The sequence below is a fragment of the Streptomyces sp. 3214.6 genome, assembly GCF_900129855.1.
GTDB classification, from domain to species: Bacteria; Actinomycetota; Actinomycetes; order Streptomycetales; family Streptomycetaceae; genus Streptomyces; species Streptomyces soliscabiei.
Window position 1 is genome coordinate 4,384,079 of sequence record NZ_LT670819.1, and the last position, 26,582, is coordinate 4,410,660.

At 71.6% G+C, this 26,582-nt stretch carries 25 protein-coding genes and 1 pseudogene; 12 read left to right on the forward strand and 14 right to left on the reverse strand.

From position 1 onward, the window contains the following. Positions 1-176: 176 nt before the first annotated feature. Positions 177-1,310 (reverse strand): zinc-dependent metalloprotease, encoded by a 1,134-nt coding sequence (locus B5557_RS19650; protein WP_079660705.1) that lies wholly within the window; start codon positions 1,308-1,310, stop codon positions 177-179. A 107-nt stretch (positions 1,311-1,417) separates the two neighbouring features. Continuing rightward, the gene (gene dacB / locus B5557_RS19655; protein WP_079660706.1) at positions 1,418-3,100 is read right to left on the reverse strand and encodes a D-alanyl-D-alanine carboxypeptidase/D-alanyl-D-alanine endopeptidase; all 1,683 of its coding nucleotides are present in this window, start codon (positions 3,098-3,100) and stop codon (positions 1,418-1,420) included. A gap of 79 nt (positions 3,101-3,179) precedes the next feature. On the opposite strand from dacB, the gene B5557_RS19660 reads away from it, so the two are divergent. Continuing rightward, the gene (locus B5557_RS19660; protein WP_055637912.1) at positions 3,180-3,671 is read left to right on the forward strand and encodes an inorganic diphosphatase; all 492 of its coding nucleotides are present in this window, start codon (positions 3,180-3,182) and stop codon (positions 3,669-3,671) included. 114 nt (positions 3,672-3,785) lie between these two features. Further along, a complete protein-coding gene (locus B5557_RS19665; protein ID WP_079660707.1) occupies positions 3,786-5,447 on the forward strand; it encodes a threonine/serine ThrE exporter family protein in 1,662 nt (553 codons plus the stop codon). A 33-nt stretch (positions 5,448-5,480) separates the two neighbouring features. Here B5557_RS19665 and B5557_RS19670 read toward each other — a convergent pair whose 3' ends face one another. Beyond that, on the reverse strand, positions 5,481-6,425 hold the full coding sequence (locus tag B5557_RS19670; RefSeq protein WP_079660708.1) for a DedA family protein: 945 nt from the start codon (positions 6,423-6,425) through the stop codon (positions 5,481-5,483). A 139-nt stretch (positions 6,426-6,564) separates the two neighbouring features. On the opposite strand from B5557_RS19670, the gene B5557_RS19675 reads away from it, so the two are divergent. Next, the gene (locus B5557_RS19675) at positions 6,565-6,930 is read left to right on the forward strand and encodes a YbjQ family protein (protein ID WP_079660709.1); all 366 of its coding nucleotides are present in this window, start codon (positions 6,565-6,567) and stop codon (positions 6,928-6,930) included. Between the two features lie 56 nt (positions 6,931-6,986). Here B5557_RS19675 and B5557_RS19680 read toward each other — a convergent pair whose 3' ends face one another. Further along, entirely contained in the window at positions 6,987-7,748 is a 762-nt protein-coding gene (locus B5557_RS19680) for a MerR family transcriptional regulator (RefSeq protein WP_079660710.1), read from the reverse strand. Positions 7,749-7,940: 192 nt separating this feature from the next. Between B5557_RS19680 and B5557_RS19685 the strand changes: the two are divergent. Continuing rightward, positions 7,941-8,682, forward strand: a pseudogene (locus tag B5557_RS19685) (chloride channel protein); the annotation flags it as partial. Positions 8,683-8,768: 86 nt separating this feature from the next. After that, positions 8,769-10,181, forward strand: a complete 1,413-nt coding sequence (locus B5557_RS19690) for a glutamate decarboxylase (protein WP_079660711.1) — start codon at positions 8,769-8,771, stop codon at positions 10,179-10,181. Positions 10,182-10,230: 49 nt separating this feature from the next. Here B5557_RS19690 and B5557_RS19695 read toward each other — a convergent pair whose 3' ends face one another. From B5557_RS19695 to B5557_RS19705, 3 genes are all read right to left on the reverse strand, one after another. Beyond that, a complete protein-coding gene (locus B5557_RS19695) occupies positions 10,231-10,872 on the reverse strand; it encodes a PadR family transcriptional regulator (protein WP_079660712.1) in 642 nt (213 codons plus the stop codon). A gap of 60 nt (positions 10,873-10,932) precedes the next feature. Further along, on the reverse strand, positions 10,933-12,393 hold the full coding sequence (locus B5557_RS19700; protein ID WP_079660713.1) for an aldehyde dehydrogenase family protein: 1,461 nt from the start codon (positions 12,391-12,393) through the stop codon (positions 10,933-10,935). A 125-nt stretch (positions 12,394-12,518) separates the two neighbouring features. Next, positions 12,519-13,343 (reverse strand): helix-turn-helix domain-containing protein, encoded by an 825-nt coding sequence (locus B5557_RS19705; RefSeq protein ID WP_079664881.1) that lies wholly within the window; start codon positions 13,341-13,343, stop codon positions 12,519-12,521. 375 nt (positions 13,344-13,718) lie between these two features. On the opposite strand from B5557_RS19705, the gene B5557_RS19715 reads away from it, so the two are divergent. Next, the gene (locus B5557_RS19715) at positions 13,719-14,201 is read left to right on the forward strand and encodes an ATP-binding protein (protein ID WP_079660714.1); all 483 of its coding nucleotides are present in this window, start codon (positions 13,719-13,721) and stop codon (positions 14,199-14,201) included. Positions 14,202-14,323: 122 nt separating this feature from the next. Here the strand turns inward: B5557_RS19715 and B5557_RS19720 are convergent, their stop codons facing one another. The 5 genes from B5557_RS19720 to rpmG form a co-directional block, all read right to left on the reverse strand. Continuing rightward, positions 14,324-14,584 (reverse strand): DUF397 domain-containing protein, encoded by a 261-nt coding sequence (locus B5557_RS19720; RefSeq protein ID WP_079660715.1) that lies wholly within the window; start codon positions 14,582-14,584, stop codon positions 14,324-14,326. Positions 14,585-15,511: 927 nt separating this feature from the next. Beyond that, entirely contained in the window at positions 15,512-15,748 is a 237-nt protein-coding gene (rpsR, locus tag B5557_RS19725; RefSeq protein WP_079660716.1) for a 30S ribosomal protein S18, read from the reverse strand. Positions 15,749-15,752: 4 nt separating this feature from the next. Next, positions 15,753-16,901 (reverse strand): CobW family GTP-binding protein, encoded by a 1,149-nt coding sequence (locus B5557_RS19730; protein WP_079660717.1) that lies wholly within the window; start codon positions 16,899-16,901, stop codon positions 15,753-15,755. Beyond that, complete coding sequence (locus tag B5557_RS19735) at positions 16,898-17,164, reverse strand: type B 50S ribosomal protein L31 (RefSeq protein WP_079660718.1); 267 nt, start codon at positions 17,162-17,164, stop codon at positions 16,898-16,900. Before B5557_RS19735 ends, B5557_RS19730 begins: the two co-directional genes overlap by 4 nt. A gap of 9 nt (positions 17,165-17,173) precedes the next feature. Beyond that, a complete protein-coding gene (gene rpmG / locus B5557_RS19740; RefSeq protein ID WP_019753828.1) occupies positions 17,174-17,338 on the reverse strand; it encodes a 50S ribosomal protein L33 in 165 nt (54 codons plus the stop codon). 74 nt (positions 17,339-17,412) lie between these two features. Between rpmG and rpmB the strand changes: the two genes are divergently transcribed. From rpmB to B5557_RS19760, 4 genes are all read left to right on the forward strand, one after another. Then, complete coding sequence (gene rpmB / locus B5557_RS19745) at positions 17,413-17,649, forward strand: 50S ribosomal protein L28 (protein ID WP_079660719.1); 237 nt, start codon at positions 17,413-17,415, stop codon at positions 17,647-17,649. Further along, positions 17,649-17,954, forward strand: coding sequence for a 30S ribosomal protein S14 (rpsN, locus tag B5557_RS19750; protein WP_079660720.1), 306 nt, complete (start codon positions 17,649-17,651; stop codon positions 17,952-17,954). Before rpmB ends, rpsN begins: the two co-directional genes overlap by 1 nt. A 251-nt stretch (positions 17,955-18,205) precedes the next feature. Further along, positions 18,206-18,733: a hypothetical protein gene (locus B5557_RS19755; protein WP_079660721.1), complete on the forward strand. Its 528-nt coding sequence runs from the start codon at positions 18,206-18,208 to the stop codon at positions 18,731-18,733. 93 nt (positions 18,734-18,826) lie between these two features. Then, complete coding sequence (locus B5557_RS19760) at positions 18,827-19,393, forward strand: DUF4232 domain-containing protein (RefSeq protein WP_079660722.1); 567 nt, start codon at positions 18,827-18,829, stop codon at positions 19,391-19,393. A gap of 29 nt (positions 19,394-19,422) precedes the next feature. Here the strand turns inward: B5557_RS19760 and B5557_RS19765 are convergent, their stop codons facing one another. Further along, entirely contained in the window at positions 19,423-20,601 is a 1,179-nt protein-coding gene (locus B5557_RS19765) for a DUF2786 domain-containing protein (protein ID WP_079660723.1), read from the reverse strand. Positions 20,602-20,734: 133 nt separating this feature from the next. Here B5557_RS19765 and B5557_RS19770 point away from each other — a divergent pair, with 133 nt between their 5' ends. Both B5557_RS19770 and B5557_RS19775 read left to right on the forward strand, forming a co-directional pair. Further along, complete coding sequence (locus B5557_RS19770) at positions 20,735-21,502, forward strand: Clp protease N-terminal domain-containing protein (RefSeq protein ID WP_079660724.1); 768 nt, start codon at positions 20,735-20,737, stop codon at positions 21,500-21,502. Positions 21,503-21,537: 35 nt separating this feature from the next. After that, positions 21,538-23,250, forward strand: a complete 1,713-nt coding sequence (locus tag B5557_RS19775) for a bifunctional 3'-5' exonuclease/DNA polymerase (RefSeq protein WP_079660725.1) — start codon at positions 21,538-21,540, stop codon at positions 23,248-23,250. Here B5557_RS19775 and B5557_RS19780 read toward each other — a convergent pair whose 3' ends face one another. Then, positions 23,251-26,547 (reverse strand): AfsR/SARP family transcriptional regulator, encoded by a 3,297-nt coding sequence (locus B5557_RS19780; protein WP_079660726.1) that lies wholly within the window; start codon positions 26,545-26,547, stop codon positions 23,251-23,253. Positions 26,548-26,582: the final 35 nt, after the last annotated feature.

Consider the following 26,582-nt stretch of genomic DNA (forward strand, 5'->3'; position numbering starts at 1 on the left):
CCGAGGATCGGTCACTCAGAGTGTGTAGATGGTGACAGAACCGGGCCGTTCCCCGAGCATTGCACGCCTACCGAGGGCTCACGGTCCCTCGGACGGGTGATTGAAGGGGCGTTCGCCTGCCGACGGCCGGATTCGGTTCACCATCTGTGTCGGGGTTCACCACCTGTGTCCGGGGTTCACGACTCGGCCTTGCGGTGCACCCGCGCGACCCAGTCCGCCGGTTTGGCGATCTCGGCCTTGGTCGGAAGTGTGTTCGGGGAGGTCCATACGCGGTTGAAGCCGTCCATGCCGACCTGGTCGACAACGGCCCGGACGAAGCGTTCGCCGTCCCGGTACTGCTTGAGTTTGGCGTCCAGGCCCAGCAGTTTGCGCAGGGCGAGGTCCAGCCGGGAGGCGCCCTTGGCGCGGCGCTGCTGGAACTTCTCGCGGATCTCGGCGACCGTCGACACGACTTCCGGCCCGACGCCGTCCATGACGAAGTCGGCGTGACCCTCCAGGAGGGACATCACGGCGGTGAGGCGGGCGAGGATCTCGCGCTGCGCGGGCGTCTGCACCAGTTCGACCAGGGAACGCCCGCCGTCGTCCTCCTCGCCCTCGGGTCGGCCGCCCGCGAGCGACTGGGCGGCTTCCCGGACGCGCTCCAGAAAGGTCATGGGGTCGACGTCGGTCTCGCCCAAGAACGACTGGATTTCGCCCTCCAGGTGGTCGCGCAGCCAGGGCACGGCGGAGAACTGGGTGCGGTGCGTCTCCTCGTGGAGGCACACCCACAGGCGGAAGTCGTGGGGCTGTACGTCGAGTTCGCGTTCCACATGGACGATGTTGGGCGCGACGAGCAGCAGCCGGCCGCCACCGCCCGCGCCCGCGGGCAGTTCGCGGGTGGCGGGCGCGAAGGTCTCGTACTGGCCGAGGACCCGGGAGGACAGGAAGGAAAGCAACATGCCGAGTTCGACGCCGGTGACCTTGCCGCCGACGGCGCCCAGGACCGCGCCGCCGGGGGTGTTGCCGCGGCGCTCCTGCATCTTGTCGAGGAGGGGTTTGAGGATCTCCCGGAAGCCCGCGACGTTCGCCCGCACCCAGCCGGGGCGGTCGACGACGAGGATCGGGGTGTCGTGGGCATCCTCGGTGCCCATACGAGTGAAGCCCCGGACGTGTTGCTCCGAGGCCTTGGCGTATCGGCGCAGTTCCGCGACGACGGCACGGGCCTCGTCACGACTGACCTCGGGTCCCGGCCGTACCAGGCGGGTCGCGGTCGCCACCGCGAGATTCCAGTCGACCATCCCCGAAGATGCGGCACCACCGATGCTCGTCATGCGTCAACCGTACGTGAGCGCCGCCGTTGGGGGCAGGCCGCAGGCGGCCGGTCAGGGAGATGTCAGGGTCGGGGCCGGGGGTGGCTCGGGGTGGTGGGCCGCGCCCCTCAGCGGCAGCCGCATCCGGCGAGCGCCGTGGCCGCCCGGTCCAACGCCGCCTGGGCGGCCGCCGGGTCGGTCGTGTCGGCGGTCAGGAGGGCGAACGCGAGGAGGCGGCCCTCCCGGTCGACGACCGTGCCGGCGAGGGTGTTCACGCCGGTCAGGGTGCCTGTCTTGGCGCGGACGACACCGGCCGCGCCGTCACCGTAGCGGCTGGTGAGGGTGCCGGTGAAGCCGGCGACCGGGAGGCCGGTGAGGACCGGGCGCAGGTCGGGCCGGGCGGGGTCGCCGGCCTTGACCAGGAGGGCGGTCAGCAGGTTCGCCGTGAGCCGGTCCTCGCGGTTGAGGCCACTGCCGTCCCTGAAGCGGGCGCCGGCCGTCGGCAGTCCGAGCTTCTTCAGCTGGGCCTGGACGGCCTTGCCGGCGCCGTCGAAGTCGGCGCGGACGCCGGTCGCGACGGCGGTCTGACGGGCGAGGGCCTCGGCGATGTCGTTGTCGCTGTTGGTGAGCATCCGCTCCACCAGAGCGGACAACGGGGGCGAGGAGACGGTGGCGAGGCTCTGCGCGCGCGTGGTGGCCTTGGACGGGCCGGGGGCCGTGGTCCTGACGCCGGCGGCCTTCAGGAACTCCGCGAACCTGCGGGTCGCGTCGGCCGCCGGGTCGCTCACCCGGGTCGCCGGGCCGCTGACGGAGTCGTCGGTGCGGCCCTCGTCGGCGGACAGGGCGGTGACGGAGGCGAGGTTGGGGTTGACCCCGATGGGGTGAACTTGGGTTCCGGCGTACAGGGTCGTGTCGTACGAGAGCGTCACCTGGGTGAGGCCGCGCTTCTTCAGGGCGGCGGCGGTGGAGACGGCGAGGGTGCGCAGGCTCGCCCAGCCCTCGGCGCCGGAGCGGGCCGTGAGGGTGGGGTCGCCGCCGCCGACGAGGACGAGCTCCTTGGTGTCGGGCTCGAGTGCCGCGCGCGTGGTGAGGCGGTGCTCGGCGCCCATCGCGGAGAGCGCGGCGACCGCGGTGGCGATCTTCGTGGTGGACGCAGGGGTCAACGCCTGGTCGGCTCCGGTGCCGTACAGCTGCCTGCCGGTGGCCACGTCGACGACCGCGGCGGTGTGCCGGGCGCCGAGAGCCGGATCGTCCAGGAGGGGGGCCAGGACGTTCGCGAGGCCCGGACCGGTGGGGAGAGTGGCCGGGGCCGACTTCACGGTGCTGCCGACGGTGCCGCCGAGGCCGGTGAGGACGGAGGCGGCACTGGGGGCGGGCCGCGGCGCACCGGCCGCCGTGTCGGACGTACCGGATGTACCGGATGAATCGTTCGGGCGGCCGTGATCTGCGCCACCCGTTTGTTCGAGGGCGGCTGCCCGGTCCCGCTCCGCCGTACGCTGGCCGGTGGAGTCCCAGGGGCCGGTGGCGGTCACCACGCCGGCGGCCAGCGCCAGCCCGGCGGTCGCCGCACCCGCGGTGTACTGCCAGGACCTGGCGTTGGGTCCGGAGGTCATCGGCTTCGTGACGCGTGCGAGGTGCGGTTTCGCCGCCCGTGTGAGCCGTGCGACCTGCGGCTTGGCGCCTGCGCCCACGCGCGCGAGGCCGGGTCGTACGATCCCTGCGACCCGTGCCAGACGTGGTCGTACGGCGTCCGCGACCCGCACCACATGCGGTCTCGCGGCCCGCCAAGGCCTCAGCTCTGGCACGATCACCAGCCCCTTTCGCGATCACACAGCTGCGTGAGGGACACTTAACCACCAGAACTATGTGCTGATCATGGAGGAGCCACCGGTGGAGTTCGACGTCACGATCGAGATCCCGAAGGGTTCGCGGAACAAGTACGAGGTGGACCACGAGACCGGTCGGATCCGCCTGGACCGTCGACTCTTCACCTCGACCGCCTACCCGACCGACTACGGATTCGTCGAGAACACCCTCGGCGAGGACGGCGACCCGCTGGACGCGCTGGTCATCCTGGACGAGCCCACCTTCCCGGGCTGTCTGATCCGGTGCCGCGCCATCGGCATGTTCCGGATGACGGACGAGGCCGGCGGCGACGACAAGCTGCTGTGCGTCCCGGCGACCGACCCGCGCGTGGAGCACCTGCGGGACATCCACCACGTGTCGGAGTTCGACCGCCTGGAGATCCAGCACTTCTTCGAGGTCTACAAGGACCTGGAGCCCGGCAAGTCCGTGGAGGGCGCCGACTGGGTCGGCCGTACGGACGCCGAGGCGGAGATCGAGCGGTCCTACAAGCGGTTCAAGGACCAGGGCGGTCACTGAGGCTGCCGCCGCCTAGAGGTGCGTAGAGGGCTGCACGCGCACGCGTGCGGCCCTTTCGCGTGTCTGTGCGCATACTGAGGCCTACCGAAGGTGTCGTTCAGGGAGCGTTGCTGAGTGTCGGAGGCGGAGGACCGCAAACCGCAGTCGGACGAGGCGAGGAGTGCCTTCGACCCCGAGATCACGTCGGAGTTCGCGATCCCGGCGGGGCTGGCCGTCCCGAAGGGCGGGGTCGAGTCGGAGAACACCTCGGAGTTCGCCGTTCCGCAGGGCCTGGATGTGGGGCAGCAGGCCCCTGGGGAGACCGAGGGGTCGGCGTTCAGTCTGCCGCGCACGTACAGCGCCCGGCAGGCCCCGGCCGCGTTCACGCCGGCGGCCGGCGTGCCGATGGTGAGTCTGACCAAGGACGTGCCCTGGCAGGACCGGATGCGCACGATGCTGCGGATGCCGGTGGCCGAACGGCCCGCGCCGGAGCCGGGCCCCAAGGCGGAGGAGGGCGGACCGGCCGTCCCGCGCGTGCTCGACCTCACGCTGCGCATCGGTGAGTTGCTGCTGGCGGGCGGGGAGGGCGCCGAGGACGTGGAGGCCGCGATGTTCGCCGTCTGCCGCTCCTACGGGCTCGACCGCTGCGAGCCGAACGTCACCTTCACGCTGCTGTCGATCTCGTACCAGCCGTCCCTGGTGGAGGACCCGGTGACGGCGTCGCGGACCGTGCGCCGCCGAGGCACCGACTACACGCGCCTGGCGGCCGTCTTCCGGCTCGTGGACGACCTGAGCGACCCGGAGACCCACCTCTCCCTGGAGGAGGCCTACCGGCGGCTCGCGGAGATGCGCCGCAACCGGCACCCGTACCCGACCTGGGTGCTGACCTCGGCGAGCGGGCTGCTCGCGGGCGCGGCCTCGGTGCTGGTCGGCGGTGACGTGGTCGTGTTCGTCGCGGCCGCGCTCGGCGCGATGCTCGGCGACCGGCTGGCGTGGCTCTGCGCGGGGCGCGGGCTCCCGGAGTTCTACCAGTTCCTGGTCGCCGCGATGCCGCCGGCCGCGATAGGCATCGCGCTGACGCTGGGTCACGTCGATGTGAAGGCCTCCGCGGTCGTCACCGGTGGGCTGTTCGCGCTGCTGCCGGGACGGGCGCTGGTGGCGGGCGTCCAGGACGGTCTGACGGGCTTCTACATCACCGCCGCCGCCCGCCTGCTGGAGGTCACGTACTTCTTCGTGGGCATCGTCGTCGGAGTGCTGGTGATGCTCTACGTCGGCGTACAGCTCGGCGCCCATCTCAACCCCGACGCGGCCCTGGGCATCGGCAAGCACCCACTGTGGCAGATCGGGGCGTCGATGCTGCTGTCGCTGACGTTCGCGGTGCTGCTCCAGCAGGAACGATCCACCGTGCTGGCCGTGACGCTGAACGGCGGTGTGGCCTGGTCGGTGTACGGCGCGATGCACTACACCGGCGAGATCTCGCCGGTGGCCTCCACGGCCGTCGCGGCGGGGGTGGTGGGACTGTTCGGGCAGCTGCTCTCGCGGTACCGGTTCGCGTCCGCCCTGCCGTACACGACCGCCGCGATCGGGCCCCTGCTGCCGGGGTCGGCGACGTATTTCGGGCTGTTGGCGATCGCGCAGAACAAGGTGGACGCGGGGCTGGTGTCGCTCACCAAGGCCGCGGCGCTCGCCATGGCCATCGCCATCGGCGTGAACCTGGGGTCCGAGGTGTCGCGGCTGTTCCTGCGGATCGGCTCCGCGGAGAAGCGGCGGGCCGCCAAGAGGACGCGGGGGTTCTGAGCGACGCCCCGCGCCCCTCAGGGGCGCTCGCTTCTAGTAGCCCTGGTTCTGGTTGTCATACGGGTACTGGGGCTGCTGGGGCTGCTGCTGCCAGTCCTGGGGGTACTGCTGCTGTTGCGGGTACTGCTGCTGGCCGCCGTAGTAGTCGTTCGGCTGGCCCTGGTTCGCATGGCCCTGGTTCTGATGGCCGGGCTGCTGGTAGCCCTGGTTCTGGCGGCTCTGGTCCTGGTAGCCCTGGTTCTGGTCGTAGGTGTGGTTGCCGTACGGGGCGGGCTCTTCGATGCGGCGGAGCTGGGTCGTCGCGTCGTCCATGACCGGGGGCCGCTGCTGGGCGGGGGCGGCCTGCGGGGGGTTCTTCTTGGCCTGGGAACGCGCGCGCAGGAACTCGATGATGATCGGGATCACGGAGACGAGGACGATCAGGATGAGGATCGCCTCGATGTTCGCCTTGACGAAGTCGATCTTGCCGAGCCAGGAGCCGAGCAGTGTCACGCCCGCGCCCCACAGCACGCCGCCGATGACGTTGAAGATCAGGAACGAGCGGTACTTCATGCCGCTGACACCGGCGATGATCGGCGTGAACGTGCGAACGATGGGCACGAAGCGGGCCAGGACCAGGGATTTCGGGCCGTACTTCTCGAAGAACGCGTGCGCCTTGGTGACGTTCTCCTGCTTGAAGAGGCGGGAGTCCGGGCGGTTGAAGAGCGAGGGGCCGACCTTCTTGCCGAACATGTAACCCGCCTGGTCGCCCAGGACCGCGGCGACGCAGATGAGGGCGATCGCACCCCACAGCGGGAAGTCCAGCTGGTTCGAGGTGATCAGCAGGCCAGCGGTGAACAGCAGCGAGTCGCCCGGCAGGAAGAACCCGATCAGCAGACCCGACTCCGCGAAGACGATGAGCAGCAGGCCCCAGATGCTGTAGGTGTCGAGCAGATAGTTGGGGTCCAGCCAGCTCGGCCCGAGGGCAAGAGTCGTCACGGTTCCGGGCTCCTACGGGTGGGGGATGTACGGCGTCCTTGGTACGGCCGCACAAAGCTATCAACGCAATGTTCCCGCCCCAGGTTCCACGGGTGTCCCCGGGATGCGCTGTGCCCCGACCGGGACCAGGCTGTGAGTCATGGGCATCGAGGATTACGGCGGCGGGCAGGGCCCCGAGCCGGACGTACTGGTCGTCACCACGAACGACGTACCCGGGTTCCGGGTGCAGCGGGTCATCGGTGAGGTCTTCGGGCTGACCGTGCGCTCACGGCACCTGGGCAGCCAGATCGGCGCGGGCCTGAAGTCGATGATCGGCGGCGAGCTCAAGGGGTTGACCAAGACCCTCGTGGAGACCCGCAACCAGGCCATGGAACGCCTCGTCGCGCAGGCACGCGCGCGTGGAGCCAACGGCGTGCTCATGTTCCGCTTCGACGTGACGGAGGCGGCGGACGTGGGCACCGAGGTGTGCGCGTACGGGACGGCGGTGGTCCTGGTCCAGGAGTAGGGAGTAGGGAGTAGGCCCGGACCAGAACCACACAGGCGTCGCCTTACGACGTCCGTTTACGGCGTCCGTCGCGCCGCGTTCGCCGTGATCGCCTCCTTGAGGTGCTCGGCGAGGCCCGGGTGCATGGAGTCGTAGAACGCCTTGAAGCGTTCGTCGGAGACGTACATCTCCCCCAGGCACAGGTGCGTCGTGTGCGGGCAGTCGTAGAACCATGTGCTGATGTGCCGGCGGTGTTCCTCGGCCATGTCCATCGCCGGCTCGCCGGTGGGCGGTTCGCCCGCGGCCACCAGGCCGGCGTAACGCTCGCTCCAGTCGTCGACCTCGGCCTGCAGGCGCTTCCAGTCGTCCTTGCTGTAGCCGGCGGCGCGGCGCTGGGACTCGGCGTAGGCCTCGGTGCCGCCCCATCGCCGCTCCGCCTCCTCGGCGTACTGCTCGGGGTCCTTGTCGCCGAAGACCTCGAACTTCTCCTCGGGGGTGAGGTTGATACCCATCTTGCGTGCCTCCATGGCGTGTTCCACGGCCGCGGCCATCTTCTGCAGCTTCTCGATCCGGGCGGTCAGCAGTTCGTGCTGGCGGCGCAGGTGCGCGCGCGGGTCGGTCGCCGGGTCGTCGAGCAGGGCCGCGACCTCCTCCAGCGGAAAGCCGAGCTCGCGGTAGAACAGAATCTGCTGCAGCCGGTCGAGGTCGGCGTCCTCGTAGCGCCGGTGACCCGCGTGGCTGCGCCCGCCGGGGACGAGCAGGCCGATGTCGTCGTAGTGGTGCAGGGTGCGCACCGTGACCCCGGCGAATCCGGCGACCTGTCCTACGGAGTAGCTCACTTCACCCGCTCCCTTCTCGGTACGCGCTCCACGATGTGTCCTCACGTCACGTGAGGTGCAAGCCCCCCGAGTGCCACTTTTCAAGATGTTCGTCCCGTTGGGCCCGCTTATCGTGAGCCCGTGGCCCAGGACACCGCGCGGCATACGCCTTTCGCTCCGGCGACTCCGGCACGCGTGTTCCCGCCGGTCGTGCTGCCCCGGCTGCCGGGCGCACTGTGGCCCGCGCCGGCGGAGTCGGCGACGATCGGCGCGCTGTTCGGGACACCCGTCGCGGCGGCGCCGCTGATCTCCGAGGCGCCGGCGGGGCGGCGGACCCAGGGGGCGCTGTGGGACAACGTCTTCGCGCCGCTGGTCGCCGCCGCGGCCGGCTCGATGACGATCACCCTGGTGGCCCATCGGACCTTCGACCTGTATCTGCCCGCGTTCGGGCGGCCCGGGTGGGGCGACCTGCCGGCGTCGCTAGTGATCGCGTCGGCGGGCGCGGCACTCGGCGGGTGCGCCGTGCGCGCCTTCCGGTACGTGCACGGCGCGTACGGGCGGCTGGGGCACCCGATGCCGGCGCTGCCGGCCGGCGGACTCGTCCTGGGCCTGCCGGGGGCCCTGGGCGGCCATCTGACGCTCTTCCAGGGGCTGGACGAGGTCGGGGAGCTCGCGGCCGATCCGGAGGGCTGGTGGGCCGGACAGTTCGCGACGATGACGGTGGTGAAGCTGACGGCGATGCTCGTCGCCGCCGGCGGTGGGCGTAGCGACCGGCGTGCTGGGGGTGCTCCGGGCCGTCACCCGGCAGGGGTGGGTAAGCCTGTTCACGGCCGCCGTGCTGGTCGCCTCGCCCGCGATCACCGCCCTGCTGTGCATCGCCTCGCTGCCGGCCTGGCTGCTGGTGACGGGGCGGCCGCAGATGCAGTTGCGCGACGACGGAACGGCGGTGCGGTGACTGCGTGAACCGATCAGACCCCTCGATCCGATGAAGCGGTAGAACCGCACCCGGCGGTCGCCGCTCCGCAGTTGGGAGAAGAAGCCATGCCCCTTCACGAAGGTCCCCAGAAGCCCGACGAGCGTCCCCTGTCCGTGAACCCCTTCTACGGCGAGGCGAATCCGGTCGGCGGCATGACCGAGGCGCCGCCCAAGCACCGGCTGCCGGACACGCCGATGCCTCCGTCGACGGCGTATCAGCTGGTGCACGACGAGCTGATGCTGGACGGCAACTCGCGGCTCAACCTGGCCACGTTCGTCACCACGTGGATGGAGCCGCAGGCCGGGGTGCTGATGGCGGAGTGCCGGGACAAGAACATGATCGACAAGGACGAGTATCCGCGCACCGCCGAACTGGAGCGGCGGTGCGTGGCGATGCTCGCCGACCTGTGGAACGCGCCCGACCCGTCGGCGGCTGTGGGATGTTCGACGACGGGGTCGAGCGAGGCGTGCATGCTCGCCGGGATGGCGATGAAGCGGCGGTGGGCGCAGCGCAACGCCGATCGCTATCCCGCGCGCGATGTCCGACCGAACCTCGTGATGGGGGTCAACGTCCAGGTCTGCTGGGACAAGTTCTGCAACTTCTGGGAGGTGGAGGCCCGCCTGGTCCCCATGGAGGGCGACCGGTTCCATCTCGACCCGCAGGCCGCGGCCGAGCTGTGCGACGAGAACACCATCGGGGTCGTCGGCATCCTCGGCTCCACCTTCGACGGGTCCTACGAGCCGATCGCCGAGCTGTGCGCGGCCCTCGACGCCCTCCAGGCGCGGACCGGGCTCGACATCCCGGTGCATGTGGACGGCGCGTCCGGCGCGATGATCGCTCCTTTCCTCGACGAGGACCTGGTGTGGGACTTCCGTCTCCCGCGTGTGGCGTCCATCAACACCTCGGGGCACAAGTACGGGCTGGTGTACCCGGGGGTGGGCTGGGCGCTGTGGCGCGACAAGGAGGCCCTGCCGGAGGAGCTGGTGTTCCGCGTGAACTATCTGGGCGGTGACATGCCGACCTTCGCGCTCAACTTCTCCCGGCCGGGCGCGCAGGTCGTCGCGCAGTACTACACGCTGCTACGGCTGGGCCGCGAGGGCTTCCGGGCGGTGCAGCGGTCCACTCGGGAGGTGGCCCGGCGCATCGCCGACCAGGTGGAGGCGCTCGGCGACTTCCGCCTCCTCACCCGGGGCGACCAACTGCCGGTGTTCGCCTTCACGACGGCGCCGGGCGTGGAGTCGTACGACGTCTTCGACGTCTCCCGGCGACTGCGCGAGAGCGGTTGGCTGGTGCCCGCGTACACCTTCCCCCCGAACCGGGAGGACCTGTCCGTCCTACGGGTCGTGTGCAGAAACGGCTTCTCGGAGGACCTCGCCGAGCTGTTCGTGGAGGACCTGACCCGGCTGCTGCCGGAGCTGCGGCGGCAGTCGGGGCCGTCCACGCGGGACAAGGGGGTGGCGACCGGGTTCCATCACTAGGGCGGTGGCGGCCGCCACCGGTCCCGGGCGGCAGCGGTTCATGCAGGTGTCAGTGGGAGTCCCCCGGATGCGGGGCCTTCGTCGCGTACGGGTTCTCCTGGCCCTCCGCCAGCACGCCGACGAACGGCTCGCCCTCCCCGGCGAAGGTGTACGCCCCCTCCTCGATCCGGGCGATGAGGCCGCGGGTCCACTCGGCGTCCGTGTCGGCCGTGTGGACCCAGAGGTTCATGATCTCGCCGATGTGGCCCAGCTGTTCCGGGCCGTCCTCGGGGACATAGTGCTCGGTGACGGCGGAGCGCCACTCCTCGATGCGGCGGATGCGCTCCTTCAGGAGCGACACGGCCTCCGCGCGCGGGAGGTCGACCACGGCGCCGATCGCCGCCGTCTTCATGTCCATCTTCTGGTCGTACGAGGTCAGCGCCTCGCGCACCAGCCTGAGGTACTCCTCGGTGCCGGCCTCGGTGATCTCGTACTCGGTGCGCGGCGGGCCGCCCGCGGTGGACGGGGCCGTCTCGTGCTCACGCAGCAGTCCCTGCTTCGCCATCTGCTTCAGGGCGTGGTAGATCGAGCCCGGCTTGGCGTTGGACCACTCATGGGCGCCCCAGTACTCCAGGTCGCCGCGCACCTGGTAGCCGTGGGCCCGCCCGTGCTGACGCACGGCGCCCAGCACAAGAAGACGGATCGCTGACATGTGCCCAGGTTAGGGCGTGGTCGGCGGGCGCCCCAATGCGCGGGTGCCCGCCGGTCGCGTTCAGAAGGGGAAGCCGCTGCGGCCGTGCTGGACGGAGATCCACTTCGTGGTGGTGAAGGCCTCCACGGTCGTCTCGCCGTTGAGACGGCCGACGCCGGAGTTCTTCTCGCCGCCGAAGGGGACGATCGGCTCGTCGTGGACGGTGGAATCGTTGACATGGAACATGCCGGTGACGATCTGCCGGGCGAAGGCGACGCCCCGCTCGACGTCGGCGGTGTGGACCGCGCCGCTCAGGCCGTACGGGGTGTCGTTGACCAGGCGTACGGCCTCGTCCTCGCCGTCGAAGGTGCTGAGGAAGACGACCGGGCCGAAGACCTCCTGCCGGAGCAGGGGGGAGTCGGTGGGGAGGCCCGCCAGCACGGAGGGCTCGACGACGTTTTCGGTGGTCGTGCCGTGCAGGAGCGCGTTCGCGCCCGCGGCGATCGCCTGCGTCACGACGGACGAGACCGCCTCCGCCTGCGAGCTGTTGATCAGCGGGCCGATGGTGGTCTGCGGGTCGCGGGGGTCGCCGGCCTTGAGGGTCTTCGCCTTGGCGACGAACTTCTCCGTGAACTCGTCGGCGACGGAGCGGTCGACCAGGATGCGGTTGGCGGCCATGCAGACCTGACCCTGGTGGACGAAACGGCTGAAGACGGCCGCGTCGACCGCGTAGTCGAGGTCGGCGTCGTCGAGGACGACGAACGCGCTGTTGCCGCCGAGCTCGATGACGGACCGCTTGAAGTGCGAGGCGGCGACGGTGGCGACGTGTCGGCCGACCGTGTCGGAGCCGGTGAAGGAGATGACCCGTGGGATCGGGTGCTCCAGGAAGGCGTCGCCGATCTCGGCGATGTCGGTCACGACGACGTTCAGCAGGCCCGGAGGCAGACCCGCGTCCTCGAAGAGCTTGGCGATGACGGTGCCGCCGGCGACCGGGGTGTTCTGGTGCGGCTTGATCACCACGCCGTTGCCGAGGGCCAGCGCGGGGGCGGCGGACTTCAGCGACAGCAGGAACGGGACGTTGAAGGGGCTGATCACCCCGACCACGCCGACCGGCTCGCGGTAGACGCGGTTCTCCTTGCCGTCGATCGGCGAGGGCAGGATGCGACCCTCGGGGCGCAGCGTCAGCTGGATCGACTCGCGCAGGAACTCCTTGGCCAGGTGGAGTTCGAAGGCGGCCTTGCCGAGCGTGCCGCCGGCCTCGTCGACGAGGATCGCGCTGATCTCCGGCTCGCGCTCCTCCACCAGGCGCAGCACGTTCTCGAAGACCGTGCGGCGGGCGTAGGGGCTGGTCGCGGCCCACTGCTTCTGGGCGCGGGCGGCGGCGCGGTAGGCCTCGTCGACCTCGTCGACGGTGGCGATGGTGATCGAGGCGAGCTTCTCGCCGTTGTAGGGGTTCACGGTGATGATGTCCCAGGACCCCGTCCCCGGACGCCACTTACCGTCGATGTACTGCTGGGCCAGGTCGGTGAAGTAGGACGACATGTGAACCCTCAATCCCCTGCTGCGATCGGCTGTGATCGCTCGGCATCACGTACTGATCACACGTCATCGTACGGGTGTTTCAGGGGAGTTGGGGGAGAAGGCCGTCGAGTGGAGGCAGGAGCCGGTTACGACAGCTGGATCAGTCCGCGCAGCAGGTCCCGGCTCTCGTCAGGTCCGGGGCTGTCCTGCTGGAGCTCCTTCAGCGCCTGTTCGTACTGGGCGACGTCCTCGCGCTTGTCCAGGTAGAGCGCGCTGGTGAGCTGCTCCAGATAGACGACGTCCTGCAGGTCGGACTCGGGGAAGCTCAGGATCGTGAACGCGCCGGACTCACCGGAGTGCCCGCCGAAGCTGAACGGCATCACCTGAAGCTTCACGTTGGGGCGTTCGGAGAAGTCGATCAGATGCTGGAGCTGCCCGCGCATCACCTCGCGGTCGCCGTACGGGCGGCGCAGGGCGGCCTCGTCGAGAACGATGTGGAAGTCGGGGGCGTTCTCGGCGACGAGGTACTTCTGCCGCTCCAGGCGCAGCGCCACCCGCCGGTCGATGTCCGCCGCGTTCGCGCCCTTCATGCCCCGGCTGACGACCGCGTGCGCGTACGCCTCGGTCTGCAGCAGGCCGTGCACGAACTGCACCTCGTACACCCGGATCAGCGCGGCCGCGCCCTCCAGACCGACGTAGGTGGGGAACCAGTTGGGCAGGACGTCCGAGTAACTGTGCCACCAGCCCGCCACGTTGGCCTCGCGGGCGAGTCCGACGAGGGCCTGGCGCTCGGTGTCGTCCGTGATGCCGTACAGCGTCAGCAGGTCCTCCACGTCCCGGGTCTTGAAGCTCACCCGGCCCAGTTCCATGCGGCTGATCTTCGACTCCGACGCCCTGATCGAGTATCCGGCCGCCTCGCGCGTGATGCCTCGCGTCTCACGCAGCCGCCGTAGTTGCGAGCCGAGCAGCATCCGCCGCACCACCGATCCGGGCTCTCCCGCGCTCACGTTCGCCAGCCTCCCCAACCCGTCCTAGGGGCCGCAGTCTGCCACTAAAACACTTCGAGCAGTACTCGTCTGATTACAGAGATGGAAAGAAGCCAAAGGATACGCACAGAGCGATGCGAGGGAAGAGTGAGGGGAAAGCAAGAGAAGTGCCTCTGATGAGCGAGAAGTTGGCGGAAAAAATGGCCAAGAAGCGGTACGGGCGGGTCCATTTCGGTCACGTGCACGTGCATCTGCCCTTGCATCCGCAGGGCGCATCAGAAACCATGGTCCCGCGCCACCGCTGCATCGCAACGACCGCGAATCCCGGGAGTGCCTCGCATGGGGACGAATGGATCGACCATGCTCGAGCCGTTACGGCAGGGCCTTCCGCCGCTTGATCCCGCGGCCGTGTCCAACGCCGCCTCGTGCGCCCTGCCCGCCCGCTTCGAAGCGGTGCGTGAAGCCCGCCAGTTCACCAAGAGGACCCTCGGCCAGTGGGACGTGGGCGACCGTTTCGACGACGTCTGCCTGGTCGTCTCGGAGTTGGTGACCAACGCGCTGAGACACGGACTGTCCCCGGACGACGGCCCGTGCATGACGGATCTGCATCCGCCCGTGCGGCTGCACCTGATGCGATGGACCGAGCGGCTTGTGTGCGCGGTGCGCGATCCCAGCCAGGACAGCCCCCTGCCCCGCGAGGGCGAGGACTTCTCGGCGGAGTCGGGCCGCGGCCTGTTCCTCGTCGACTCGTTCGCCGACAGCTGGGGGTGGCACCCGCTCTCCGGCAGCCTGGGCGGCAAGGTCGTCTGGGCGCTGTTCCGGCTGCACACTCCCGGCGAATGACGAACCGCGGCGCACCCTGGCGCCGCGGTTCTACGCGCGTTGTGCACTGTTTTCCAGCGGGATTTCCGAGGTGGGCGGTGCGGTGATCGTGACGGCGACGGCGCACGGGGCGGCCGGGGACGTCAGCTCGCGATCAGGTGGTCGAACTCGCCGTCCTTGATGCCGAGCAGCATCGCCTCGATCTCGGCTCGCGTGTAGACGAGCGCGGGGCCGTCGGGAAAACGCGAGTTGCGTACGGCCACGTCGCCGCCCGGCAGGCGCGCGAACTCCACGCAGGAACCCTGCGAGTTGCTGTGCCGGCTCTTCTGCCAGGCCACGCCGTACAGCTGTGTGGCCGTCATTCCGTTGTACACGTCGTGCCCCCCGTCAACGTCGTGGTCCACAGGTCGCTCCCTGGTGGTGCGCTGGCTCGTGTGGCCCGTGTGGCCATTGGTGCCGTGGTCAACTGTCCCGGATCATAACCCCGTTCACGTGCAGTCGCATGAGCAGATGCACGTGCACGCGCGGTGCTGGTGCGGTTACAGCTTTGACGCCCGCTTTACCCAACTCGTTCGATTTGCCGGACGTCGTGAAGTCCCCGTGAAAGTCGTCCGGATCGAACCACTCGTGTCCTAGGAACAGACGCGCGCCACGGCCATCGTGTTCCGTCGGCACGACAACGGATCGTCGACGGAGGGCCGGCGAAACACCGTCGGAACCCGCCCGAGGGACACCGCTCCAGCGGACGCCGGGCATCCGCTCGACGGCGTACCCGGAACCTCCGGATGTGAGGCCGCACCATCACGCACCGTCCCGCGCCGGGCCGCACGCCGACCGCCGGCCCGCCCTCCGGCCGCGCCTCGTCCCCCCGCCACCTCCAAAAACCCCGGGCACGTGTCCCTCCGGCCCCTGCCCGCACAGCCCCACTCCCCCGGTGCGGACGGGAACACCCCCTGGCCACGACGCCCGACGACGACACGCGCCACCCCCGCGTACGACGGTGAGGTCGGCCGCGGGGGTGGGGGTGGGACGGCTCGGTGCATGAGGACGAGGTCGGCTGGTCACCGGGGAGGTGGCGGAGGCAGCCGACCAGGCCGAGTAGACGGCAGAGGTGACTTTCCTCATATGAATGAGGAGGGCGGTCTACATCGCGGATGGAGGCGGGAGTACGGCTGAAGACGCGGGTGGGTGAGGGCCGGGTGGACGGGGTGGGCGCGTATCGGACACCGGACGGCGGCCAGGGCGGGGACTGGAGCGGGCTGCGCCCGGGCCGGGCGTCGGCATCGGGTCGCGCGGCGGCGCGGGAGGGGTTGTTCTCCGACGGGTTCGGGTCAGCGGGGGGTGCTGTACGGCAGGAGGGCCATTTCCCGGGCGTTCTTGACGGCCCGGGACAGCTGGCGTTGTTGCTGGGCGGTGATGCGGGTGATGCGGCGGCCGCGGATCTTGCCCCGGTCCGAGAGGAACCTCCGCAGCAGGTCGGCGTCCTTGTAGTCGATGTAGGTGATGCCCGCCTGGTCGAGGGGGTTGGGGCGGGACTTGACGGGCTTGCGGTCGGGCTTGCGGGGCATGGGGTCAGACCTCCAGGAGGGTGTCGAAGGCGGGCGGCAGCTGCTTCCAGGCGGTCCGGCCGGCGGCGTACTCGGCGTCCGTGAGCAGGCAGGACTCCAGGAGCCGGGCGAGGCCGTCGCGGTCGAGGCCGGGGGACGTGAAGACCAGGTGCTGGCAGCAGTCGCCGTGCTCGGGGTGCCAGTCCAGCGCGGCGGCGGCCCGGCGCACCGGCGGGACCATGTCCCAGGCCGCGTCCGGGAGGGACGCCAGCCAGGGCCCCGCCGACTCCACGCACAGGGCCCCGCCCGCCGCGTCCCAGTGGAGCAGCACGTCGGGCTTGTCGGCGAGCCAGAACCGGCCCCGGCTGCGGGCGGCGGCGCAGGTCAGGTCCTCCAGCGCCGCGTACAACCGCTCCGGGTGGAACGGCCGCCTCCGGTGCCAGACGAAGGTGCTCACGCCGTACGCGTCGGCCTCGGCGGGAAGCAGCGCACAGGCGGGATGCTGGGCGGCGGCGGCCGATTCGACGTCGAAGCCGGCCAGTACCGCCCGCGCCAGAGGAGACTGTGCATCCGCACGGCCGTCCGAGGCGACGCGGACCTGGTGGGCGGTCGGGTGCAGTTGGGCCAGCAGCTCGCGGTCCTCGTCGTCGGCCTCCTCGGAGTCGACGACCGCCAGGACGGGGGCGTACTCCAGCTGCCTCGCGAAGGTGTCGGCGACGGTACGCCGGTCGGTGGCGGCCGCGGCGAGGCCGACGTCGGCGAGGTCGTCGCCGTTGCCGAGATACGGCAGCAGCAGCGCCGGATCGACTGCGGTGACCACGCCGGTGACCGTGAGGCCGCCGGCCACGACCACCTCGGCCATGGCCTTGGGCTCGACGGAGTCCCACAGTTCGACGACCGCGAGATGCGTGGCGCCGTCGTCGGCGAGGCGGCGCAGCTCGGGCACGAGGTCCTCGCGCAGGGCGCAGCAGGCGCAGTCGTTGACCAGGGGCGCCTCGCCGGCGGTGAGGATGCCGGTGGCATCGCTGATCGTCCGTACGACCGTGCCCGCCGCGGCCGTCGCGAGGTCGTGGTGGAGGACGACGCCGCCGGGGACGTCGGCGAGCAGGCGCGCGACCGTCGTCCGGCGGGCGTCGGCGTGCAGCCCGCCGACGATCACGACCGACAGGCTCACGCGCCGCCCCGCTTCCCGTAGCGGCGCTCGAAGCGCTCGACGCGGCCGGCCGTGTCCAGGACGCGGGCGGTGCCGGTGTAGAAGGGGTGGCTGATGTTCGAGATCTCGACGTCGACGACCGGGTAGGTGTTGCCGTCCTCCCACTCGATCGTCTTCTCGATCGCCTTCTCGCCCGCCAGCGTCGAGTTGGTGAGGAAGGCGTGGTTCGCGGCGCGGTCGCGGAAGACGACGGGACCGTAGGCCGGGTGGATTCCCTTACGCATGGCGGTGGTTCAGCGCTCCTCTCGGAAGTCGACGTGCCGGCCGACGACGGGGTCGTACTTGCGCAGGGTCATGCGGTCCGGGTCGTTGCGGCGGTTCTTGCGGGTCACGTAGGTGAAGCCCGTTCCCGCCGTGGACCGGAGCTTGATGACCGGGCGGAGTTCGTTGCGTGCCATGCTGCTATCTTACTGAAAATGAATTCCATTAGCACTATGGACTCCGGCATCGACCGAGGAGAGGTACGTCACCCGTGTCCGCGCACTGCATGCTGACCGGCGCCCAACCGGGCTTCGGCAACCGCATCTCCTACTCCCACCGGCGCACCTCGCGCCGCTTCGACCCGAACATCCAGTCCAAGCGGTACTGGCTGCCGAGCGAGAGCCGGTACGTACGGCTGCGGCTGAGCACGAAGGGGATCAAAACCGTCGACGCGATCGGCGTCGAGGCGGCCGTGGCGCGCATCCGCGCGCGGGGGGTGCGGATCTGATGGCGAAGAAGAGCAAGATCGCGAAGAACGACCGGCGGCGGGAGATCGTCGCGCGGTACGCGGCGCGGCGGGCCGAGCTGAAGGAGATCATCCGGCGGCCGTCGTCGACCGACGCGGAACGGGAGGCGGCACAGCGGGAGCTGCGCGCCCAGCCGCGCGACGCCAGCGCCACGCGCGTGCGCAACCGCGACCAGGTCGACGGGCGCCCGCGCGGGTACTTCCGGACGTTCGGGCTGTCCCGGGTGGGTCTGCGGGAGCAGGCGCACGCGGGGTATCTGCCGGGGGTGCGGAAGTCGTCCTGGTAGCGCCTGCCGCCCGGATCAGCCCCGGGGCACGGGTCACCGGCCGCAGGGCACCGGCCGCAGGGCACCGGCCGCCCTCGGGGTTCTGCTGAGGCTTGCTGGTAGCTTGCTGCGGTCATACCAGTACCGGTGGTCCTTGTGGTCCTTGTGGTTCTTGTCGTTCTTGTGGTCCCTGCGGTCATTCCAGTCGGCGACCGGGAGCGGCCGGGCCACCAAGTCGACCGGGCCGGCCGGCTACAGCTTGGGAGCTTGCAGTGACTTCGGCGATCTTCTCGCGGGGCGCGTCCCGCCGGCCGGTGCGGGCCGCGGCCGTGGCCGTCACGCTGGCGGGCGCGCTCGCGCTGACCGCGTGCAGCGGCGACGGCGGCTCCGACGACACCTCTTCGGCCACGCCGACCACGGCGACCGCGGACGGCGGCGGCACGGGCGGAGCCACGGCCTCCGCCTCCGTCTCCGCTTCCGGCAAGCTGGAGGGCAGTTGGCTCGCCACGACGGACGGCAAGCCCGTCGCCCTGATCATCACCGGGAAGCAGGCCGCCCTCTTCGTGACCGGCGGAACCGTGTGCAGCGGGACCGCCGGTGAGGAGGCGGGCATGCAGATGATCCACCTCAAGTGCACCACCGGGAAGGACGACCGCACGACCGGCATGGTCGACGCCGTCGACGCCAACTCCCTGAAGGTCACCTGGTCGGGGGCGGCCGGCAAGGAAACGTTCACCAAGGCGGAGGGCGGTCAGTGGCCGTCGGGGCTGCCGACGACGGGCATCGGGCAACTCCCGTAGCGAAGCGGTCACAAGGACGGGGGCGCGCGCGGAATCCCCGCGCGCGTGCGTGATGATCCTTCGAGCACCGTCACGAAACCCGAGGGACCACTCATGCGCGCCGTTCCCATCACCGTCACCGCTCTCACCGCGGCCCTGCTCCTCACCGCCTGCGGAGGCGGGGACGACAGCGGCTCCGGCAGCGACGAGAAGAGCAAGGCGTCCGACTCCGCCTCCGCCGCCTCCTCCGGCGGCGCCGCCGGATCCGCCTGCGCCGCCGACAACCTCGGCCAGGAGGTCGGCCCCGTCAATGCCGCGCCCGCCGCCGGTGACACCGGCAACGTCACCGTCACGTTCACCAACAAGGGTGCACAGTGCACCCTGACCGGCTTCCCCGCGGTCGACCTCCAGGCCGACGGCGCCTCCGCGACCGTGGCCAAGGACGCGGCCGCCGAGGCGCAGCCACTGACCCTCCCGGCGCAGGGCACCGCCTCCTTCACGATCACCTATGTGCGCGGCGAGGGCGGCGGCGACAAGAGCCTCGCCGTCAAGACCGTGAAGTACGGCCTGCCGGGCGCGTCGGCCACCCAGACCTTCCCGTGGTCGTACGGCGATGTCGCGCTGAAGGGCAAGGGCGTGCCGGACGCGACCGTCAGCGCCTTCCAGCAGGCCGGCGACTGATCCTTCGACCGCTGACCCGCGCGGGGGCGTCAGGGCAGCCGGGGCCGGGACTGCACCCGGGCCCGGTCCGCCGCCTGCGCGCCCTCGGTCCAGCCCGCCTCGTCGGTGACGCCGCGCAGGCGGGTGGAGACCGTCTCCGGGAACATCCGGTCCGTCGCCGCGGTCACCGCGACCTCGCGAGAGGCGAGGACCGGCAGCAGGTCGTCCGCCACCTGCGTCTCGGCGGCTGCGGTGACCTCGCCGAGACGGGCGCCGATGCGGTGGGCGTAGGCGGCGAGGAAGGACTGCCGGAACGTCTTGGTCCGCCTGCGGCCGCCCGCCCGCTGGGCCGCCTCCGCCTTCGCCATCGCGGACTGCGCCTGCACCAGCAGCGAGGTGTAGAGCAGCTCCACCACCTCCAGATCGGCCTCGAAGCCGACGACCGTGGAGAAGGCGAAGGGTTCGTTCCACACCGCCCGGCAGTGGTTGGCGTCGGCGACGGCGTCCAGCAGCACCGCCTTGGCCTGCTCGTACGGTGGCTCGACGCCGATCCGGCAGGCGCCGGGCGCGTCCGGGGCGGGCGCCTGGGCGTCGAGCAGCGCCTCGTCGACACTGTGCCGGGCCATCAGCTCCTGCGCCTTCGCCGTGAGCGCCTCCGCCTCCTCCGGAAAGCCTGTCGCCTCGGCCTTGGCGAGCAGCGCGCGGATACGGGTGAGCATGCGGGCGTGGTCGTCGCGGCCGGACTGCCCGCGGTGGGCACGGTTGGCCTGGGGAGCTCGGCGGGCCTCCCGCTCCTGGAGGGGTTCGAGGGCCGGCAGACGCAGCAGCAGACGGTAGAGCTCCAGGACCGCGGTGGCGTGCGAGAAACGGTCGGTCTGCGGCGGGCCGCCCGCGGGCAGGTCCGCCAGCTGGGCCGCCCAGCGTCCGCCGCGCGACCGGTCGTCCCGCGCGTGGGCACGTATCAGCTCCGCCGCAAGGACGACGTGGACGCCGTCCAGGTCGCGCCGCACGATCCGCACGACGTCCGCGGGCTGCCAGCCCCGCCGCCAGAGCGCCGCAACGAACTCCGCGCCCCGCCGGGCGAGTTCGGCGTCCGCCGCGGGGTCGGCGGCAAGGAGCGACGCGCCCGTGTCGAGGGCGGCGTCGGCGGTGGCGTAGAGGGCTGCCTGGAAGGCGCGGTCGACGGTGCCGGGCGGGTGGTCGCCGGTACTGGTGCTGGTGCTGCTCACCCGTCGATCGTGTCACGGGGGCGCGGCGCGTCCCGCGCGCGGGAGTGGGTGAGTAGGTGAGTAGGCGAGTGCGCGAGCAGGCGGGTGACAACCTCGGGTTGACGGTCATGGACTGTCAACCTAAGGTTGACACATGACGAATCCGCAACCCGTCACCACCTCATCCGTCCGTCTGGACGACCTCATCGACGCCATCAAGAAGGTCCACCCCGAGCCGCTCGACCAGCTCCAGGACGCCGTCATCGCCGCCGACCACCTGGGCGACGTGGCGGACCACCTCATCGGCCACTTCGTCGACCAGGCCCGCCGTTCGGGCGCCTCCTGGACCGACATCGGCCGCAGCATGGGGGTCACCCGGCAGGCCGCGCAGAAGCGCTTCGTGCCGAAGGAGTCCGCGGACCTCGACGCGAGCCAGGGCTTCGCCCGCTACACCCCCCGCGCGCGGAACGTGGTCATGGCCGCCCACAACGAGGCCAAGGCCGCCGGCAACACGGAGGGGCTGCCCGCGCACCTGGTCCTCGGGCTGCTCGCCGAGCCGGAGGGCCTCGCGGCGAAGGCCATCGCCGACCAGGGCGTCACCCTGGACGCGGTCCGTGAGGCCGCGACCGCCGCGCTCCCCCCGGCCGCCGCGGAGGTGCCCGAGCTGATCCCGTACGGCCCCGACGCCAAGAAGGCCCTGGAACTCACCTTCCGCGAGGCGCTCCGCCTCGGCCACAACTACATCGGCACCGAGCACATCCTGCTGGCGCTGCTGGAGTTCGAGAACGGCGAGGGCGTCCTCAGCGGCGTCGGCGTCGACAAGCCCGGCACCGAGCGGTACGTCGCGAAGGTCCTGGCCCTGATCACCTCGAAGCAGCAGGAGGAGGGACAGCCGGAGGAGGGGCGGCGGGACGGCGGCTGAGGGCCGTTGTCAGACCCCCCTGCCACACTCGCAGCATGGCCGACCGGTGGGCACTCGCTCCGGCCGAGGACGGTGGCGTGGAACTCGCCCCCCTCGGTCCCGGCGGGCTGCCCGCCGGTCCGGTGCTGCGGGAGGCGGACCTGGCGCGAGCCGTGCGCGAGCGGCCCGACGTCACCCGCTGGGTCTGGCGTTCCACGGCCGAGGTGTATCCGCGTCTGCTCGCCACGGGGGTGCGAGTAGAGCGGTGCTACGACGTCGAGGACGCCGAGACCCTCCTCCTGGGCCACGAGGGGCACTCCGGCGAGCCCCGCTCGGCGGCCGCCGCGCTGGCCCGGCTGCGCGGCGGGCCCGTACCGCCGGATCCGCCGCAGCGCTCCGCCGCGCCCGGTGCGCAGTCCTCGCTGTTCGAGGCGCAGGACACCGCCGTCCGGCTGCCCCTCGACGACCTCCTCGCTGTCTACGCCGAGCAGCAGCGGCGGCACGAGCGGGCCGAACACCCGGCGCGGATGCGGCTGCTGACAGCGGCCGAGTCGGCGGGGATGCTGGTGGCCGCCGAGATGAACCGGGCCGGACTGCCGTGGAGCGCGGAGGTGCACCGCGCGGTCCTACACGATCTGCTCGGCGAGCGGTATGCGGGCGGGGGCGAGCCCCGGCGGCTGGCCGAGCTGGCGGACGAGGTGTCGGCCGCCTTCGGGCGTCGCGTGCGGCCCGACCTGCCCGCCGACGTCGTCAAGGCCTTCGGGCAGGCCGGGATCCGGGTCAGGTCGACCCGGCGCTGGGAGATCGAGTCCCTCGACCACCCGGCCGTGAAGCCGCTGATCGAGTACAAGAAGCTGTACCGCATCTGGGTGGCCCACGGCTGGTCCTGGCTGCAGGACTGGGTGCGGGACGGGCGGTTCAGGCCGGAGTTCCTGGCCCACGGCACGGTCACCGGGCGCTGGGTGACCAACGGCGGGGGCGCCCTGCAGATCCCCAAGGTCATCCGGCGGGCCGTGGTCGCCGACCCGGGCTGGCGGCTGGTCGTGGCCGACGCCGACCAGATGGAGCCGCGGGTGCTGGCGGCGATCTCCCGCGACCCCGGGCTGATGGAGGTCGCGGGCCGGGAGACCGACCTCTACCAGTCCGTCTCCGACCGCGCCTTCTCCGGTGACCGCGCCCAGGCCAAGCTCGCCGTCCTCGGCGCGGTCTACGGCCAGACCTCCGGGGACGGTCTGAAGAACCTCGCCGCGCTGCGCCGCCGCTTCCCGCGCGCGGTGGCGTATGTCGACGAGGCCGCCAAGGCCGGCGAGGAGGGCCGGCTCGTGCGCACCTGGCTGGGGCGGACCTGCCCACCGGCGGCCGGTGCGGGTGACGACGGGGCGGAGGAGGCGGGCATCCCCGTCGACTCCGGTGGCCCTGCCGCAGAGGAGGAGCTCTCCGACGACCGGCAGTGGGTTCCGGGGTACGCCTCGACCAACGCACGCGCGCGTGGCCGCTTCGCCCGCAACTTCGTCGTGCAGGGCAGCGCCGCCGACTGGGCGCTGCTGCTGCTCGCCGCGCTGCGCCAGGCCTGCGCGGGAATGGCGGCGGAACTCGTCTTCTTCCAGCACGACGAGGTGATCGTGCACTGTCCCGAGGAGGAGGCGCAGAGGGTCGTCGCCGCGATCAGGGAGGCGTCCGACCTGGCCGGACGGCTGACGTTCGGCCAGACGCCGGTGCGGTTTCCGTTCACTGCTGCGGTGGTGGAGTGCTATGCCGACGCGAAGTGATCAACCGTCACCGGCAAGCAGCTCCCTGAGCTCTCGTACGACGGCCTGCTCGTCCGTCCCGGCCAGCGCGGCGAGGGCCGCTCGCCACTCCGCGTACGCCTGCTCGATACGGCCCTGGTCCCGGAGCAGAAGACCGTGCTGGTGCCGGGCGAGGCCGCCGGTGTAGCGGTCGCCGCGGGCGTCGGCGCGGCGCAGCAGTTCGGCGCACTCCGCCAGCGCGTGTTCGGTGCGGCCCAACGGGCGCAGGGCGCGGACGAGCCCCAGCCGGGTCTGGGACTCGCCGTGCCAGTCGCCGAGACCGCCGAGGATGCGCAGGCTCTCCTCGAAGTGCGGCCACGCGGCGGCGGGTTCGCCGAGGGTGAGGTGGGCGTAGCCGATGTTGCAGTGCGCCGAGTGCTGCACGATGACGGCGCCGATCGCGTCCCCGATTGCGAGGGAACGCCGGTGCTGCTCGATGGCGGCCCTCGGGTCGGTGTGCTCGTACAGATTGCCGAGGTGACTGTGGGTGACGGCCTCGCCGTGCGGGTCGTTCAACTGCCGCGAGTAGGTGAGGCTCTGGCGCAGTGCCGCGCCGGACTCCTCGTACCGTCCGAGGCCCTCCAGCAGCAGGCCTCGGTTGTTGAGGCAGCGCCGGACCCAGGAGAGCCGGTCGAGCCGCCGCCAGATCGCGAGGGCCCGGTCGTTGAGGGCGAGCGCGTCTCGCTGACGGCCGGTCAGGAAGTGCAGTCCGGCGAGATCACCCAGGGCGTAGGCCTCGGCGGCCTCGTCCCCGAGCCACCGCGCGACCCGCAGCGCGATCAGCCCGAGCACCTCCATCTCGGCGACCCGGCCCCGACGCTGGAGATAGGGGAAGAGAAGACGAAGGAGGGTGGAGACGAGGGCTGCTTCAGTGCGTTCTGCGACGCGGGCCGCGTCGGTGCCTGTCGGGGCAGGGGCCGCGTCGGGAGGCGGTGGGGCGTGGGCCGCGTCGGGAGGCGGTGGGGCGTGGGCCTCGTCGGGAGTCGGTGGGGCTGGGGTTCTGGCGGTGGTCTGGGTTGTGTTTGACGCGCTCTTCACCAGCGCGACGATGTTCTGCAACTCCGTGTCGCACCACGCGAAGGCCTCTGCGGGGCCGGCGAAGGGGGGTACGGCCGTGACGTGCGCCGCGTGGGCGGGCGGCTGTGCGGCGGTCGGACGGCGGCGGTCGTCCTGGTCGGGGCCGCCTTCGACGATGGCGGCGAGGGCGCGTTCGGCCACGGCGGCGTACCAGTGCAGGGCCGTCGGCATCGCGTCCACGGCGTCGGCGCGGCCGTCCGGCTCGCCCGCTTCGGACTCCGCGAGTTCGCGCGCGAAGTCCCGTACCAGGTCGTGCGGTGTGTAGCGGCCGTAGGCCTGTTCCTCCAGGAGCGCCACGTCGACGAGACGGTTCAGGGCTGCCTCGGCGCGGGCTTCGTCGGCGCCGGTGAGGCGGGCCAGCAGGGGGACGCCGTAGGTGGGGAGGTCGAGGGCGCCGAAACGGCGGAGGGTGCGGGCCGCGTCGCGGTCGACCTCGCGTCCGGAGGCGGCGAGGGCATCGTGGGCGACGGCGAGGGAACGGCGGACGCTGAGATCGTCGTACTCCAGGTGGGACAACCTGCTCTCCGCCGCCGCCAGTTGGCCGGCCAGCGCGTCCGGGGTGAGGGCACTGCGCGCGGCGAGACGGGCGGCGACGACGCGCAGGGCGAGCGGAAGGCGACCGGTGAGATCGACGAGGGGGTGGCCGGCGTCGAGGTCCGCACGTCCCTGGCCCGGGCCGGAGGCCGCCCGCAGCAGGGCCGCGCTGTCCTCGGCCGACAGCGGCGCGAGCGGGAAGCGGCGGGCGCCGTCGAGGACGGTCAGCGGCGAGCGGCTGGTCACGATCACCGCGCAGCCGGGGCCGGCCGGCAGCAGCGGACGGATCTGGGCGGCGGTCGCGGCGTCGTCCAGCACGAGAAGCGTGCGCGTCGGGGCGAGCAGGGTGCGCAGCAACGCGGCGGCGGCGTCCGGGTGCTCGGGGATGCGCCGGGGCTCGGTGCCGAGGTCGCGCAGCAGGGCTGCGAGCGCCTGACCTGCGGTGAGGGGGGTCATGCCGGGCGTGGCGCCGTGCAGGTGGAGGTAGAGCTGACCGCTGAAGAAACGTTCCCTCAGGGTATGGGCGAGGTGCAGGGCGAGGGCGCTCTTGCCGACGCCGGCCATACCACTGAGGACGACGACGGTCGGGGTGGCACCGTCACCGGGGGTGCTCGCGAGGGTGCGGTGCAGCCGGCGCAGGGTTTCGTCGCGGCCGGTGAAGTAGGCGGGGGGCGGCGGGAGTTGGGCCGGGCCGACGGACGGGGCAGTCGGGGCAGCCGGGGCGGACCCGGGGGTCGAGGCGGCGGACGGGGCGGAGATCGAGGCGGAGATCGGGGCAGCGGCCGGGGCCCCGGGCAGGGTCGGGGGACGGTCGTCGACCGTCGAAGCCAACACCTCCGCATGCGCCTCACGGACCGCCGGGCCCGGTTCGACGCCGAGTTCCTCGATGAGGCGGGTGCGCAGGTCGCGGTGGACGGCGAGGGCCTCGGCCTGGCGGCCGGTGCGGTGCAGGGCGAGCATCAGCTGACGGTGGTACGCCTCGCGCAGCGGATACTCCGCGGCCAAGGCCGTCAGCTCCGGGACGATGCGCTCGAATCGTACGCCGCCCAGGGCCAGTTCGGCGTCGTAGCGCCACTCCAGCAGGAGCAGCCGGGCCTCCCGCAGACGTCGTACGAAGGCGTATCCGCCCAGGTCGGCCGGGAGGCCGCTGAGCGGGGCGCCCCGCCACAGCGCGAGCGCCGCCGTGCACTCCCGCACGACCCGTTCCCAGTTCCGGGCGGCGTGCGCGCCGCGCGCCGCGGCGACGTGCCGCTCGAAGACGTGGACGTCGAGCTCGCCCTGTTCGACCCTGAGCTGGTAACCGGGCGGCACGGCCCGCAGCCGCTCCGGGTCGTCGAGCAGCCGACGCAGCCGGGTCACGTGGTTGTGCAGCGAGGCCTGCGCGGACGCGGGCGGCGCGCCGCCCCACAGCGCCTCCTTGAGCGACTCGACGGGGACGACCCGGCCCGCGTCGAGGAGGAGGGCGGCGAGCAGGGCACGCACTTTGGGGCTGCGGACGGTGTCGTACGAGAGATCGGCCGCGGTCGGGACGTCAGGCGCACCAGGGACGTCCGTCGAGGTCGGGACGTCAGTCGTGTTCGGGACGCCAGTCGTGTTCGGGACGCCAGTCGTGTTCCTGTACAGGACCGGGGGGCCCAGCAGTCCGAACCGCAGCCCGTACCGCCGCATCACGCCGCCCGTCGCCCTTCCGCGCCCGGCCCGTG

Bases quoted from the DNA above. Each gene is read 5' to 3' on its own strand.
- B5557_RS19650 (WP_079660705.1), bottom strand. From the start codon at position 1,310: ATGACGAGCATCGGTGGTGCCGCATCTTCGGGGATGGTCGACTGGAAT.
- B5557_RS19675 (WP_079660709.1), top strand. From the start codon at position 6,565: ATGGGCATCGAGGATTACGGCGGCGGGCAGGGCCCCGAGCCGGACGTA.
- B5557_RS19690 (WP_079660711.1), top strand. From the start codon at position 8,769: ATGCCCCTTCACGAAGGTCCCCAGAAGCCCGACGAGCGTCCCCTGTCC.
- B5557_RS19695 (WP_079660712.1), bottom strand. From the start codon at position 10,872: ATGTCAGCGATCCGTCTTCTTGTGCTGGGCGCCGTGCGTCAGCACGGG.
- B5557_RS19700 (WP_079660713.1), bottom strand. From the start codon at position 12,393: ATGTCGTCCTACTTCACCGACCTGGCCCAGCAGTACATCGACGGTAAG.
- B5557_RS19705 (WP_079664881.1), bottom strand. From the start codon at position 13,343: ATGCTGCTCGGCTCGCAACTACGGCGGCTGCGTGAGACGCGAGGCATC.
- B5557_RS19715 (WP_079660714.1), top strand. From the start codon at position 13,719: ATGCTCGAGCCGTTACGGCAGGGCCTTCCGCCGCTTGATCCCGCGGCC.
- rpsR (WP_079660716.1), bottom strand. From the start codon at position 15,748: ATGCCCCGCAAGCCCGACCGCAAGCCCGTCAAGTCCCGCCCCAACCCC.
- B5557_RS19735 (WP_079660718.1), bottom strand. From the start codon at position 17,164: ATGCGTAAGGGAATCCACCCGGCCTACGGTCCCGTCGTCTTCCGCGAC.
- rpmG (WP_019753828.1), bottom strand. From the start codon at position 17,338: ATGGCACGCAACGAACTCCGCCCGGTCATCAAGCTCCGGTCCACGGCG.
- rpsN (WP_079660720.1), top strand. From the start codon at position 17,649: ATGGCGAAGAAGAGCAAGATCGCGAAGAACGACCGGCGGCGGGAGATC.
- B5557_RS19760 (WP_079660722.1), top strand. From the start codon at position 18,827: ATGCGCGCCGTTCCCATCACCGTCACCGCTCTCACCGCGGCCCTGCTC.
- B5557_RS19770 (WP_079660724.1), top strand. From the start codon at position 20,735: ATGACGAATCCGCAACCCGTCACCACCTCATCCGTCCGTCTGGACGAC.
- B5557_RS19775 (WP_079660725.1), top strand. From the start codon at position 21,538: ATGGCCGACCGGTGGGCACTCGCTCCGGCCGAGGACGGTGGCGTGGAA.
- B5557_RS19780 (WP_079660726.1), bottom strand. From the start codon at position 26,547: ATGCGGCGGTACGGGCTGCGGTTCGGACTGCTGGGCCCCCCGGTCCTG.